Origin of the sequence: Microbacterium sp. E-13 (assembly GCF_049912955.1) — a bacterium.
Lineage (GTDB): Bacteria > Actinomycetota > Actinomycetes > Actinomycetales > Microbacteriaceae > Microbacterium.
On record NZ_CP183973.1, the window covers coordinates 995,369 to 1,009,436 of the forward strand.

The 14,068-nt window shown below is 71.9% G+C and carries 12 protein-coding genes; 11 read left to right on the forward strand and 1 reads right to left on the reverse strand.

Annotated elements, in window-relative coordinates:
• Window positions 1–41 precede the first annotated feature (41 nt).
• From sucC to ACN9MP_RS04515, 6 genes are all read left to right on the forward strand, one after another.
• A complete protein-coding gene (gene sucC, locus ACN9MP_RS04490; protein WP_426324121.1) occupies window positions 42–1,211 on the forward strand; it encodes an ADP-forming succinate--CoA ligase subunit beta in 1,170 nt (389 codons plus the stop codon).
• 31 nt (window positions 1,212–1,242) lie between these two features.
• Window positions 1,243–2,145, forward strand: a complete 903-nt coding sequence (gene sucD, locus ACN9MP_RS04495; protein WP_426324122.1) for a succinate--CoA ligase subunit alpha — start codon at window positions 1,243–1,245, stop codon at window positions 2,143–2,145.
• Between the two features lie 146 nt (window positions 2,146–2,291).
• Complete coding sequence (locus ACN9MP_RS04500; RefSeq protein ID WP_426324123.1) at window positions 2,292–2,732, forward strand: nitroreductase family deazaflavin-dependent oxidoreductase; 441 nt, start codon at window positions 2,292–2,294, stop codon at window positions 2,730–2,732.
• 95 nt (window positions 2,733–2,827) lie between these two features.
• Window positions 2,828–3,358: a hypothetical protein gene (locus ACN9MP_RS04505; protein WP_426324124.1), complete on the forward strand. Its 531-nt coding sequence runs from the start codon at window positions 2,828–2,830 to the stop codon at window positions 3,356–3,358.
• Window positions 3,355–4,929 (forward strand): polysaccharide deacetylase family protein, encoded by a 1,575-nt coding sequence (locus tag ACN9MP_RS04510; RefSeq protein ID WP_426324125.1) that lies wholly within the window; start codon window positions 3,355–3,357, stop codon window positions 4,927–4,929. The genes ACN9MP_RS04505 and ACN9MP_RS04510 overlap by 4 nt, the downstream gene beginning before the upstream one ends.
• 50 nt (window positions 4,930–4,979) lie before the next feature.
• On the forward strand, window positions 4,980–5,708 hold the full coding sequence (locus ACN9MP_RS04515) for a formylglycine-generating enzyme family protein (RefSeq protein WP_426326197.1): 729 nt from the start codon (window positions 4,980–4,982) through the stop codon (window positions 5,706–5,708).
• Window positions 5,709–6,278: 570 nt separating this feature from the next.
• On the opposite strand, the gene ACN9MP_RS04520 is transcribed toward ACN9MP_RS04515, so the two are convergent.
• Window positions 6,279–7,763 carry an NCS2 family permease gene (locus ACN9MP_RS04520; RefSeq protein WP_426324126.1) on the reverse strand — a complete coding sequence of 495 codons (1,485 nt, stop codon included), beginning with the start codon at window positions 7,761–7,763 and terminating at the stop codon, window positions 6,279–6,281.
• A 124-nt stretch (window positions 7,764–7,887) separates the two neighbouring features.
• Here ACN9MP_RS04520 and ACN9MP_RS04525 point away from each other — a divergent pair, with 124 nt between their 5' ends.
• From ACN9MP_RS04525 to ACN9MP_RS04545, 5 genes are all read left to right on the forward strand, one after another.
• Window positions 7,888–9,333 (forward strand): DUF6350 family protein, encoded by a 1,446-nt coding sequence (locus ACN9MP_RS04525; RefSeq protein WP_426324127.1) that lies wholly within the window; start codon window positions 7,888–7,890, stop codon window positions 9,331–9,333.
• A 9-nt stretch (window positions 9,334–9,342) separates the two neighbouring features.
• Entirely contained in the window at window positions 9,343–9,945 is a 603-nt protein-coding gene (purN, locus tag ACN9MP_RS04530) for a phosphoribosylglycinamide formyltransferase (RefSeq protein ID WP_426324128.1), read from the forward strand.
• Between the two features lie 26 nt (window positions 9,946–9,971).
• Complete coding sequence (gene purH / locus ACN9MP_RS04535) at window positions 9,972–11,576, forward strand: bifunctional phosphoribosylaminoimidazolecarboxamide formyltransferase/IMP cyclohydrolase (RefSeq protein ID WP_426324129.1); 1,605 nt, start codon at window positions 9,972–9,974, stop codon at window positions 11,574–11,576.
• Window positions 11,577–11,864: 288 nt separating this feature from the next.
• On the forward strand, window positions 11,865–13,463 hold the full coding sequence (locus ACN9MP_RS04540; protein WP_426326199.1) for an Ada metal-binding domain-containing protein: 1,599 nt from the start codon (window positions 11,865–11,867) through the stop codon (window positions 13,461–13,463).
• Entirely contained in the window at window positions 13,460–13,972 is a 513-nt protein-coding gene (locus ACN9MP_RS04545) for a methylated-DNA--[protein]-cysteine S-methyltransferase (RefSeq protein ID WP_426324130.1), read from the forward strand. The genes ACN9MP_RS04540 and ACN9MP_RS04545 overlap by 4 nt, the downstream gene beginning before the upstream one ends.
• Window positions 13,973–14,068: the final 96 nt, after the last annotated feature.

Here is a 14,068-nt window from a genome sequence, read left to right on the forward strand (position 1 = left end):
GTCATCCCCACCCCCATTCGCCACCTGCGAAGGAAATCACTGTGGATCTGTACGAGTACCAGGCACGAGACCTTTTCGAGAAGTACGAGGTGCCGGTGCTCGCCGGCATCGTCGCGGACACGCCGGAGGAGGTGCGGGCCGCGGCCGAGAAGATCGGCGGTGTCGTCGTCGTCAAGGCGCAGGTCAAGACCGGCGGTCGCGGCAAGGCCGGTGGCGTGAAGGTCGCCAAGACGCCGGATGAGGCCTACGAGGCCGCGAAGGCCATCCTCGGCCTCGACATCAAGGGCCACGTCGTCAAGCGCGTCATGGTCGCCCAGGGCGCCCGCATCGACAAGGAGTACTACTTCTCGGTGCTGCTCGACCGCGCCAACCGCTCGTACCTCTCGCTCGCGAGCGTCGAGGGCGGAATGGAGATCGAGGAGCTCGCCGTCGAGCGTCCCGAGGCCCTTGCGCGCATCGACGTCAACCCCGGAACCGGCATCGACAAGGCGAAGGCCGTCGAGATCGCCGAGGCAGCCGGCTTCTCCGCCGACCTCGTCGACAAGGTGAGCGACGTCTTCGTCAAGCTCTACAACGTCTACAAGAGTGAGGACGCGACGCTCGTCGAGGTCAACCCGCTCGTGCTGACCGAGGAGGGCGACATCATCGCCCTCGACGGCAAGGTGTCGCTCGACGAGAACGCCGACTTCCGTCACCCCGCGCATGCGCTGCTGGAAGACAAGGACGCCGCCGACCCGCTCGAGGCCAAGGCGAAGGCCAACGACCTCAACTACGTCAAGCTCGACGGCGAGGTCGGCGTCATCGGCAACGGTGCGGGCCTCGTGATGTCGACGCTCGACGTCGTCGCCTACGCCGGCGACAACCACGGCGGCGTGAAGCCCGCCAACTTCCTCGACATCGGCGGCGGCGCCTCGGCCGAGGTCATGGCCGCGGGCCTCGACGTCATCCTGGGCGACCCGCAGGTCAAGTCCGTGTTCGTGAACGTGTTCGGCGGCATCACCGCGTGCGACGCGGTCGCCAAGGGCATCGTCGGCGCGCTGGCCGAGCTGGGCTCGTCGGCGTCCAAGCCGCTGGTCGTGCGCCTGGACGGCAACAAGGTCGACGAGGGCCGCGCGATCCTCCGCGACGCCAACCACCCGCTCGTGACCCTGGCCGAGACCATGGACGAGGGCGCCGACAAGGCCGCCGCGCTCGCCGACCAGGCCGCCTGAGCCCCGAGACATCCGGATAAGGACTAGAGAAATGTCGATCTTCCTCAACAAGGATTCCAAGGTCATCGTCCAGGGCATCACCGGCGGCGAGGGCACCAAGCACACCGCGCTCATGCTCAAGGCCGGCACGCAGGTCGTCGGCGGTGTGAACGCCCGCAAGGCCGGCACGACCGTGCTGCACACCGACGCCGACGGCAACCCGGTGGAGCTCCCCGTCTTCGCCTCCGTGCAGGAGGCCATCGACGCCACCGGCGCCGACGTCTCGATCGCGTTCGTGCCCCCGGCGTTCACCAAGAGCGCGATGGTCGAGGCCATCGACGCCGAGATCCCGCTGCTCGTCGTGATCACCGAGGGCGTGCCCGTCGGCGACACCGCCGAGGCGTGGGCGTACGCGCAGTCCAAGGGGAACAAGACCCGCATCATCGGCCCGAACTGCCCCGGCATCATCACCCCGGGCGAGTCGCTGGTCGGCATCACCCCCGCCAACATCACCGGCAAGGGGCCGATCGGCCTGGTGTCGAAGTCGGGCACCCTCACGTACCAGATGATGTACGAGCTGCGCGAGATCGGCTTCTCGACGGCCATCGGCATCGGCGGCGACCCGATCATCGGCACCACCCACATCGACGCGCTCGCGGCGTTCGAGGCCGACCCCGAGACGAAGGCGATCGTCATGATCGGCGAGATCGGCGGCGACGCCGAAGAGCGGGCGGCGGACTTCATCAAGGCGAACGTCACCAAGCCGGTCGTCGGCTACGTCGCCGGGTTCACCGCGCCCGAGGGCAAGACCATGGGCCACGCCGGCGCCATCGTGTCGGGCTCGGCGGGCACGGCGCAGGCCAAGAAGGAAGCCCTCGAGGCCGCCGGCGTCAAGGTCGGAAAGACGCCGTCCGAGACCGCTGCGCTCATGCGCGAGATCATCCAGGGCCTCTGACCCCGGAATTCCCGAGGGCGGATGCTGCAGCGCAGGCTGCGGCATCCGCCCTCCGGCTTTCCCGCCCCGGCGATCGACGCGCGTTCCCGGTGCGCCGCACGTCGGCCGCGACCCGGCACGGGTCGCGGCGGCCGTACGCTGGGGCAATGCCGTTGACTGGAGAGTACAAGCCGTCCACGTCGGACTGGGCCCGCAAGCAGGCCGAGACGTTCGAGTCCTCGAACGGGGAGAAGGCGAACACGCTGCGCGGCGTGCCGATCATCGTGCTGACCACGGTCGGTGCGAAGACGGGCGCACTGCGCAAGACCGCCCTCATGCGGGTCGAGCACGACGGGCGGTACGCCGTCGTCGCCTCGAAGGGCGGGGCGCCCGACGAGCCCAAGTGGGCTGCGAACATGCGCCGCCAGCCGCACGTCGAGCTGCAGGACGGCGACGTCCGGCGCGACTACTCCGCGCGAGAGCTGACCGGCCCGGAACGGGCCGAGTGGTGGGCGCGGGCGGCCGGCGTCTGGCCCGACTACGACAACTACCAGAAGCGCACCGACCGGCAGATCGCGATCTTCGTGCTCGAGCCCCACGACCGCTGATCGCACGACACGGAACTGATCGCACGACATTGAGGCGATGCTGAGGCGCTCGGCGGCCCTCCGGCTCTAGAATCGGCCCCGTTAGGGGGCCGAGCGTGGATGGGGAAGCGCGCGTCCGTTCCGCCGTGCGCCGGTGGGAGCTCGCTCTGGCGTGCGCGGCGGCAGCGCTGCTGATCGTGGGGGTCGCCCTCGCCGTCGCCGCCGCTGTGCCTCCCGTGATCGCCAACCTGTCGAGCGAGGTTTCGGACGGCGTCACCGAGACCTCGCTCGGCGAAGCCGCCGTCGTCGTTCCCGTCGACTGGCTGATCACGCGCGACTCCGGCGGCGCGATCACCGTGCGCACCCCCGACGGCGCCCTGCGGGCCCGGCTGGATGCGCTCGACGAGACACCGGCCGCCATCGTCGGCTCGACGCCGGTTCACGGCCCGCAGCGTGTCGAGCTGCTCGCGTCGGGCCTCACCGCCGTGCACGCCGACCTCGACGACGGGCGTCTCCTGGCCGGTGTCGGTGAGGCGGATGCTGCGCCCAGCGTCCGCGTGGTGGCCGAGGTGAGCGCGCCCGAGGGCGGTGCGTCCGCGGACTACCGCGCCGCCATCGGCGACCTGCTGGAAGGCATCCGGCGATGAGGGCGAGGGCGCGCTGGTCGCTCGCGGTCGTGACAGTGCTGACGCTGGCGCTGTCGGCCTGTGCGCCGGCGTCGCGCGCCGGCTGGACGCCGCCGACATGGCCCGCGGCCGTCGTGCACACGACGGCGCCCGTTCCCGAGATCGACGCCGGTGCGGGCGGCCCGCTCGCGGCAGCCCTGGTGGCGCTGCGGCTTCGCAACGACGCCGTGGGCGTCCAGGTCCGGGCCGCCCTCCTGCCGGAAGGCCCCTCCACCACGGCCTTCAACACCGCGGTGGAGCAGGCCGTGCGCGCGGCGATCGCCGACCGCGTCGTCGCATCCGGCAGCGCCTACACGCCCTCGCCGTCGCCGGCGGGCTCGGGCCTCGGCGACCGCCGGTGCGTCGCCGACAGCAGCGTGCGGCCCGCGGCAGAGCTGCTCGCCGACCCCGCCTACGGCCCCTCGGCAGGCGCCGGCACAGCGGTGGCATGCGGCATCGTCGCCGCGGCCGGCGCGTTCGTCGGCCAGCGCCTGCGCGTGGTGACGGGCGACCCCGCGGGCGTGCAGGCCGACAGCACCACCGTGCTCTACGCCGACGTGCAGACCGGCGAGACGGCGACGGCCGACGGCCTGTGGACCCCGGCCGCCGCGAGTGCGCTCGGCGTCGACATCGTCGAGGCGCTGCGGCGCGGGGCCGGCGGGCTCGGACACCGGCCGGCGTCCCCGGGCGACGAGGCGCAGATCTCGGCGATCCAGGCGGCGCTGCGCACCACCGTTCCGCAGGCCGGTGAATTCGTCATCACCATCGCGCCCGGCTTCACCGCCCCCGACCTCACCGCCCTCGGCGTGCCGGCGACGACGGAGCCGACCGTCATCTCCATTCCCGCCGCCGTGGCCGCGCCCCTCGTCTCGCCGTTCGGCGCCCGCCTGCTCGCGGCGACGGGGCAGCCCTATGCCGGTCCGGTCGCCGCGCCGGCGGGCACGCGCTCTGTCCATTGCGATCTCGTGCCGTGCGTGGCCGTGACCTACGACGACGGACCCTCCGGCTTCACGCCGGGGATCCTCGACGAGCTCGCGGCGCGCGACGCGGCGGCCACTTTCTTCGTGATGGGCGAGAAGGCCAGAGGGTACGCCGACACGCTCGCCCGCATGACGAGGGAGGGGCAGGAGGTCGAGGGGCACACCTGGAACCACCCGCACCTGCCGCAGCTCACGCCCGTCCAGATCGTGGCACAGATCGGCGATTCGACGAGGGCGATCGAGGCGGCCTCGGGACAGGACGTCACCGTGTTCCGTCCCCCCTACGGCGAGCTCTCACCGCAGGTGCTGGCGAGCGCCGGGATGCCGGCGATCCTGTGGGACGTCGACACCCTGGACTGGCAGCATCCGCCCGACGACGTGCTGATCGAGCGGGCGGTGGAGTGGCCCCGGGCGGGGTCCATCATCCTGCAGCACGACATCCAGGCCGTCACGGCGGGTACCGCTGCCGCGGTGCTCGACGGGCTCCTCGACAGGGGGTTCCAGCTGGTGACGGTGAAGCAGCTCTTCGGGGGAGACCTGCCGGCCTCCGGCGTCTGGCGGCGCGCACCCTGAACACCGTTGCCTGGTCGTCGTGGCATACTGCCGCGGTGACCGACATCCCGATGGCGCCGATCGCGGGGGGTGCGGTCACCCTGCACGACGCGCGCCGCGGGGTGCGCTGGAGCGTTGACCTCGAGCCGTTCGAGATCGGCGTCTATGCGGTGACGCAGGAGCTCGTCGCCGAGCTGCTCGGCGAGCCGGCGCGGCACCCGCGACGCCCCGCGACGGATGTCAGCTGGCTGCGCGCGATCCGCTTCTGCAACGCCGCGTCGGAATGGGAGGGCCTGGATCCGGCCTACACGTTCGAGGGCGAGGATGTCACGTGGCACGTCGACGCGGACGGCTACCGCCTGCCGACCGAGGCCGAGTGGGAGCACGCCTGCCGTGCCGGCTCGACCGGGCCGCACTACGGCTTGCTTGCCGAGATCGCGTGGACGAGCGCCGACGGCGTGACGGCGCCGCAAGAGGTCGGCGGCAGGCTTCCCAACCTCAACGGGCTCTTCGACACGCTCGGCAACGCCTGGGAGTGGTGCTGGGACCTGCTCGACCCGGCCCGTTACGGCGACTACCGCGTCTTCCGCGGCGGCGGCTTCGCCGACGACGCCTGGAGCGTGCGCGCCTCGACCCGCCGCGGCGGCGCCCCGCGCATGCACCACGAAGACGTCGGCTTCCGGGTCGCGCGCGGGGGCTTCGACGCCGTCGACGGTGCGCAGGGCTGGTCGGCTCGGGCCGACGAGGAGCGGGCGGCGTACGACGGACCGACGCCGCCCGGCTGGACGCCGCTTCGCTGATCGCGGCTCTCGTCGCGCGGCCCGTCGCGCGGCGCACCCGGGCGAGTCGCCGTCGTCCGGCATGCTCTCAAAACGCCGATGAACTTCCGGTTCACACAGGCCCCTGCGCAAATCGCTGTACAGCACGGGGCGCTCCGCGGGTTCCGGTGCGGTGGGACTGCATCGCGTTCCACGACCCTGTGTGAGCCGGAAGTTCAGCGCCCTTCTCGACGGGTGCCGCCGGCGGCGGGGCGGTATCCGCGTCCGCGTTGCGCGACCGTGTGTGAGCCGGAAGTTCAGCGCCCTTCTCGACGGGTGCCGCCGGCGGTGGGACGGTATCCGCGTCCGCGTTGCGCGACCGTGTGTGAGCCGGAAGTTCAGCGCCCTTCTCGACGGGTGCCGCCGGCGGTGGGACGGTATCCGCGTCCGCGTTCCACGACCCGTGTGAGCCGGAAGTTCATCGCCCTTTTCGGAACGTGCCGATCGGCGGCGCCTGATGAGTGCGGGGCGCCACACCGAAACGACCGCCACACCGGAACGACGAAGCGGATGCCTCGAGCCGAGGCATCCGCTTGCGTCCCGTGAGAGGGCTCAGCCGAGCATGGCCTCGAGGGGCCCGCGGGTGAAGTAGAGCACGAATCCTGCCGCGACGATCCACAGCAGGGGGCTGATCTCGCGCGCCTTGCCCGACAGCGAGCGGACGACGACCCACGCGATGAAGCCCGCGCCGATGCCGTTGGCGATCGAGTACGTCAGGGGCATCACCGTGACGGCGAGGAAGACCGGAAGGAGCACCGAGAAGTCCGAGAAGTCGATGAAGCGGATCTGGGCCATCATGAGCGCACCCACGATGACGAGGGCCGCCGCGGCCACCTCGGTCGGCACGATCGACACGAGCGGCGTGAAGAACATCGCGACGAGGAAGAGCGCGCCGGTGACGACGTTCGCGAATCCCGTGCGGGCGCCCTCGCCGATGCCGGAGCCCGACTCGATGAAGACGGTGTTCGACGAGCTCGAGGTGAAGCCACCGGCGACCGCGCCGACGCCCTCGACGATGAGCGCCGACCTGATGCGCGGGAAGTCGCCCTTCTCGTTCGCGAGGCCCGCCTCTTTCGACAGGCCCGTCATGGTGCCCATGGCATCGAAGAAGTTCGTGAAGACGAGGGTGAAGACGAGCATGAGCGCAGCGAGCACGCCGATGCGCTCGAACGAGCCGAACGAGATCTGGCCGACCAGCGACAGGTCGGGCACGCTGACGATCGACGCCGGAAGTTCGGGGACCGACAGACTCCAGCCGCCCGGGTGGACCTCGTCGCCGTCGAACATCGGGCCGAGGTTCCAGATGGCCTCCACGATGACGGCGACGATCGTGCCGCTGACGAGGCCGATCAGGATGCCGCCCTTCACCTTGCGGGCGAGCAGGACGCCCGTCAGCAGCAGCGTGAAGACGAAGATGATGGTCGGAACCGTGGCCACCGACCCGTTGACGCCCAGGCCGATGGGCGGCGAGGACGCTCCCGTGGCGGTGACGAAGCCGGCGTTGACGAAGCCGATGAACGCGATGAACAGGCCGATTCCGACCGTGATCGCGAGCTTCAGCTGAATCGGCACGGCGTCGAAGATCATGCGGCGGAGCCCGGTGGCCGCCAGCAGCACGATGATCACGCCGTTGATGACGACGAGCCCCATCGCCTCGGGCCACGTGACCTGACCCACGACCGACACGGCCAGGAACGAGTTGATGCCGAGGCCCGCGGCGAACGCGAACGGCAGACGCGTGACGAGGCCGAAGAGCACCGTCATCACGCCCGCCGTGAGGGCGGTCGTCGCCGCCACCTGCGTGAAGCCGAGGCTGTTGCCGTCGATGTCGACGCCGCTGGAGAGGATGATCGGGTTGAGGATCACGATGTAGGCCATCGCCACGAACGTGACGACGCCCCCTCGCACCTCGGTGCCGAGCGTCGAACCGCGTCGCGTGATCTCGAAGAACCTGTCGAAGCCGTTCTTCGGCTCCGGTGTCTCGTCGACGTCGAGTGCTTCGGGTGCGTTCGACGACGTGGACGGGGCAGCGCTCATTTGTAGGTGACCTCCGTCATACAACGTTAGTCGTTCGCGGGGGCAGCGGATTCTTGGACGGATGCCGCCTCCCTGCGCGCGGCCACCCCGGAAGCCCCGACGCTGGAAGTAGGGTCGATGGCGCATGCACCGCCTCATCATCGCCCTTCTCGCAACCGTCGACGCCGCCATCGCGGCGGCCGTCGGCATCGCCGCGACCCTCGCACCGCTCACCCTGCTCTGGGTGTTCGGCTTCGGCGGGGGAGCCGACTGGGGCGTGCTGTGGCCGGCCGCCGTCTCGGTGTGGCAGCTGGGCAACCTCGTGCCGCTGCACGTCGAACTGCCGCCGACGTACCTCGCCGCGACGGGGATCGACAGCGCGGCGGCATCCTTCGTCCTCTCCCTGGCGCCGCTCGCCTTCGCCTCGTTCACGGCGATCTTCGCCGCGCGGTCGGGGGCGCGGGCCTCGCACTCCGACGCGTGGCTGACGGGCGTGGGCACCTCGACCCTCGTGTTCGCGGCATTGGCCACCGGCGCGGCGATGACCGGCGCGAACGACGTCGCCCATGCCGAGACGTGGCAGGCGATCCTCGTGCCGACCCTCGTGTTCGCGCTGCCGGCGCTCGTCGCCGCGGTGGTGACGGAGTGGTCCGAGGCGGGTTCCGGTGCGGTCGCGCGGCTGCGTGACCGGATCGAGGCTCTGCCGCACGAGTGGGGTCACGTACCGGCGCTGGTCGCCCGCGGATCGGCCGTCGCACTCGTCGGCCTCGTCGGTGCCGGGGCGGCGATCGCCGCGGTGGCGCTGTTCGCGCGCGCCGGGCAGATCGTCGCGCTGTTCCAGGCCGGCGACGTCGACGGGATCGGCGCCACCGTCCTGACGCTCGCGCAGCTGGCGTACGTGCCCACGCTCGCGGTGTGGGGCATGAGCTTCGTGACCGGCCCCGGCTTCGCGGTCGGCGCGGGCACGTCCGTGTCGCCGGCGGCCACCCAGGTGGGCGTCGTTCCCGGGTTGCCGGCCCTGGGTGCCATTCCCGAGTCGACCACGTCATGGCTGCTGCTGCTCGCGCTGGTGCCGGTGGGCCTCGGCGCGCTGGCCGGCTGGATCGCGCGTTCGCGGCTGCTGCACGTCGGCGAGGGGACGGGATCGCGACGGATGCCGGAGCCCGCGCTCGACGGACGGCCGGTATCGTCCCGATTCGACCCGTCGAAGACCGCGGCCCTGACGGGCCTCCTCTCGGCTCCGGCTCGCGTGGACGTCGCCGAGGCCGATCCGTTCGCGGACGCCGAGGTCGTGGTCGACCATGCGGAGGATCCGATCGCGGCGCGCCTCGTGGTGACGGCGGGGATCGCCATCGTGGCCGGGCTCGGAGCAGCCCTGCTCGCGTTCGCGGCGTCGGGGTCGCTCGGCCCCGGTCGGCTCGCCGAGTTCGGTCCCCAGCCGGGCCCCGTCGGTCTCGCCGTCGGCCTCGAGGTGCTGCTCGGCGCGGCGATCCTGCTGCTGTCGCCCCGCTCGGGCCGTCGCACCCTCGCCGGAGGCGAGCGGGCAGCGTCCGTCGAGGGGGCGCCCGGCGGCGCTCGAGGTTCCCAGTAAACTGATCGGGTGCTCACGGTCGCTGTCCTCATCTCGGGCACAGGGTCGAACCTGCGCGCTCTCCTCGATGCGGCCGCGGACGCCGATTTCCCCGCTCGCGTCGTCGTCGTCGGCGGCGATCGCGAAGCCGACGGGTTCGCCCATGCCGAGGAGTACGGCATCCCGACCTTCATGGTCCCGTTCGCGCAGTTCGCGAGCCGTGACGAGTGGGGTGCGGAGCTCGGCGCCCAGCTCGACGTGTGGCGACCCGATCTGGTGGTGCTGAGCGGGCTCATGCGCCTGCTCCCCGCCGACCTCGTCGACGCCTGGTCGCCGCGCATCATCAACACGCACCCCGCGTACCTCCCCGAATTTCCCGGGGCGCACGGCGTGCGCGACGCGCTCGCCGCAGAGGTCACTCAGACGGGCGCCAGCGTGATCATCGTCGACAACGGGGTCGACTCGGGGCCGATCCTCGCCCAGGAGCGCGTTCCCGTACTGCCCGGCGATGACGAGCACGCCCTGCACGAGCGCATCAAGCCCGTCGAACGCCGTCTGCTGATCGACGTGGTTCGCCGCATCGCGACCGGCGATCTCGATCTCGCGGCCGCGTCCGCGAGCGCCCAGCTCTGACCCCTATCCCCCCGAGGAGATCCGCCATGGCCGGACCGAGCCACGACCCCGCCCTGTACCGTCCCCGCGACGTCGTCCCGGTTCGCCGGGCTCTCGTGTCGGTGAGCGACAAGACCGATCTTCTCGTCCTCGGCGAGGCGCTCGCCGCCGCGGGTGTCGAGATCGTGTCGACGGGCGGCTCCGCCACGCTGCTGCGCGAGGCGGGGTACACCGTCACCGACGTGGCCTCCGTGACCGGCTTCCCGGAGTCGCTCGACGGCCGCGTCAAGACGCTGCACCCGAGCGTGCACGCCGGGCTTCTGGCCGACCTCCGTCTCGCGGACCACGAGCGCCAGCTCGACGAGCTCGACATCGCGCCGTTCGAACTCGTCGTCGTCAACCTCTACCCCTTCGTCGAGACCGTGCGCTCGGGCGCGGAGGGCGACGACGTCGTCGAGCAGATCGACATCGGCGGTCCGGCGATGGTGCGGGCGTCGGCGAAGAACTACGCCAACGTCGCCATCGTGGTCTCGCCGACGTCGTACCCGGCCGTCATCGACGCCGTCCGCGCCGGCGGCACCACCCTTGTGCAGAGGCGGGAGCTCGCGGCCCGCGCCTTCGCGCACACCGCCGAGTACGACCGCGCCGTGGCCACCTGGTTCTCGGAGGGGACGCTCCTCGAAGACGACCTGCCCGCGCACCTCACGATCAAGGCCGAGCGCCTGGCCACCCTCCGCTACGGCGAGAACTCGCACCAGCGCGCCGCCATCTACACCCGCAACGGCGGCCACGGCATCGCGCAGGCGGCGCAGCTGCAGGGCAAGGAGATGTCGTACAACAACTACGTCGACGCGGATGCGGCGTTGCGGGCCGCGTTCGACATGATCAAGCCCGCCGTGGCGATCATCAAGCACGCCAATCCGTGCGGCATCGCCGTGACGGCGCCGAACGCGCTCGACCCGATCGCGAGCGCCCACCTGCGCGCCCACGAGTGCGACCCCGTGTCGGCGTACGGTGGCGTGATCGCGGCCAACGGTACGGTGACGCTCAAGATGGCCGAGAATCTCAAGGACATCTTCACCGAGGTCATCGTCGCGCCCTCGTTCGAGCCGGAGGCCCTCGAGGTCTTCAAGTCGAAGAAGAATCTGCGGGTTCTGCAGCTGCCGGCCGACTGGCAGCAGGAGCGCCAGGATGTGCGCCTCGTCTCGGGCGGCCTGCTGCTGCAGGACGCCGACCGCTTCCCCGACGACATCGAATCCGTCGCCAAGGACTGGCAGCTCGTCTCGGGCGAGCGCCCGGCCGACGACGAGATGACGAACCTCATCTTCGCGTGGAAGGCCTGCCGCGCCGTCAAGTCGAACGCCATCGTGCTCGCCAAGAACTCGGCGACGGTCGGCATCGGCATGGGCCAGGTCAACCGCGTCGACTCGTGCCGGCTGGCGGTCGAGCGGGCGGGTGACCGTGCCGCGGGGTCGGTGGCGGCATCCGACGCGTTCTTCCCCTTCGCCGACGGGCCCCAGATCCTGCTCGACGCCGGCATCTCGGCGATCGTGCAGCCCGGTGGCTCGGTGCGCGACGATGAGGTCATCGCCGCGGCGCAGGCCGCGAACGTCACGATGTTCTTCACGAACGAGCGCCACTTCTTCCACTGACCTCGCCCGGCGTATGGCAGCGAGACCCCAGCCGAGGGACGAGACCCGGGGGTTGCCCCAGGGTCTCGTCCGCCATCTGGGGTCTCGCGGCGGTCGGGGAGCGTGGGGGCACCCCGGTCGGGTCGATGCGGAGCATTGGCCCCGCTGGCGCCGCAACCTGATGGCCGTGTCCGATTTCCGCGAGCCGATGTCGGCGGCGCGTGTCAGGCTAGGGGCATGAACCCGGCGATGGCACCCGACACGGCGAGAGCCGCATCCATGTCATTCGACGTGGCGAGAGCCGCATCCATGTCATTCGACGAGCGCTATCGCGCGATCGACTCGCGCGATGCCCGCTTCGACGGTCAGTTCGTCACCGCCGTGCGCTCGACGGGCATCTACTGCCGGCCCAGCTGCCCTGCTCGAACCCCCAAGCGCTCGAACGTCACGTTCTACCCGACGAGCGCTGCCGCCCATGAGGCGGGCTACCGGGCCTGCAAGCGGTGCCTGCCCGAGGCGGCTCCCGGCTCACCGCAGTGGAACCTCCGGGGCGACACCGCCGGCCGCGCCATGCGCCTCATCGCCGACGGGGTCGTCGAGCGCGAGGGCGTCCCGGGACTGGCCCGTCGCCTCGGCTACTCGCCGCGGCATCTCACGCGGCTGCTCACCGCCGAGCTCGGCGCCGGGCCGCTCGCCCTCAGCCGCGCGCATCGCGCGCAGACGGCGCGCATGCTGCTCGTGGGAACAGACCTCCCCGCGGCAGACGTCGCCTTCTCGTCGGGGTTCGCGAGTGTGCGCCAGTTCAACGACACGGTGCGGGAGGTGTTCGGGATGCCGCCGCTCGAGCTGCGCGCACGGCGGCGGGCCGCGCGCTCCGAGGCGCCCGCGGGTCGGGACGCCATGCCGGGCGTGGCGATCGACCTCGCTCTGCCGCATCGCGGCGCGCTGGATGCGGCGGGGCTGTTCGCCTGGATGGCCGCGCGGGCCGTCTCGGGCGCCGAGCACGCCACAGCATCCACCTTCGCGCGCACCCTCGGCCTTCCCCACGGCCCCGCCTGGTTCGAACTGCGCCTCGATGACCTGGGCCGCGTCCGGCTGCGTGCGGCGCTCACCAACCTCGCCGACCTCTCCACGCTCGTCACGCGCGCGCGGCGTCTGTTCGACCTCGACGCCGACCCTGATGCCGTCGACGAGTCGCTGGCGCAGCATCCGCAGCTCGCCCCGCTCGTCGCCGGACTGCCCGGCATCCGGGTTCCGGGTGCCGCCGACCCGCACGAGATGCTCATCCGCGCGATGATCGGCCAGCAGATCACGGTCGCCGCCGCGCGCACGGCGCTGACGGCCCTCACCGCCGCGCTCGGCGAGGAGGTCCCGTCGCTCGCCGGTGTCGCGACCGGCCCCGGCGGCGGGTCGGAGCCGGTGCGGCTGTTCCCGACGATGGCCGCCATCGCCGAGCGCGGGCACGAGGTGCTGCGCGGGCCTGCGGCCCGCATCCGCGCGGTGACCGGTGTGGCCGCGGCGCTCGCCGACGGCACGCTGACGCTCACGGCCGGCGACGACGCGGGCGAGCAGCGGGCTGCTCTGCTCGCCGTGCCGGGCATCGGCCCGTGGACCGCCGACTACGTGCGCATGCGCGTGCTGGGCGACCCCGACGTGTTCCTCCCCGGCGACGTCGCGGTGCGGTCGGGCGCGGCTGCCGTGGGCCTCCCGGCGGGGCCGCGCGCGCTCGACACGTGGGCTGCGCGCACGGCGCCGTGGCGCAGCTACCTCACCGCCCACCTGTGGCGCGCCGTGCCGCCGAAGGCTCCCGCCACGCGGCGGGTCGCCGTGGGTGCGCGGAACGCGGAGCGAGCCATGGCGTCCCGAACATCCCTTTCCGAAGCACCGACCACCGGAGGCGTCTCATGACCACCGCGACCATCCAGACCGTCGACACCCCCGACGGCGCGTTCACGATCCTCGCCGACGACAGCGGGCGGGTCCTCGCCTCGGGCTGGACGACCGATGCCGACGCCATCCTCGCCCGCCTGCCGGAGCGCGCGCGCCCGTCGGTCATCGACGTGGGGGAGACGGATGCCGCGGCCGCGGTCGCCGCGTACTACGACGGCGACCTCGCCGCCATCGACGACGTGGCAGTGGCGCAGTTCGGCACGGCGATGCAGTTGGCCGGCTGGACGGCGCTGCGGCGCATCCGTCCCGGCCGACCGCTCACCTACACCGAGTTCGCGGGCGAGCTGGGCTCTCCGAGCGCGGTGCGGGCCGCGGCATCCATCTGCGCTCGCAATGCCCCCGCGCTCTTCGTTCCCTGTCACCGCGTGCTGCGCTCGGACGGCACGCTCGGCGGGTTCGCGTGGGGGCTCGGCGTGAAGCAGCGCCTGCTCGACCGCGAGGCCGGCGTGCCGGCCCTCGTCGCCTGACCGCCCCGCCGGCCGCCGTCGCCTGACCGCCGTCACGCCACCGTTTTCGTGGAAGGCGGTTGTTGCAGTCAGGCAACTCCCAGGGTTAGGCTGGTG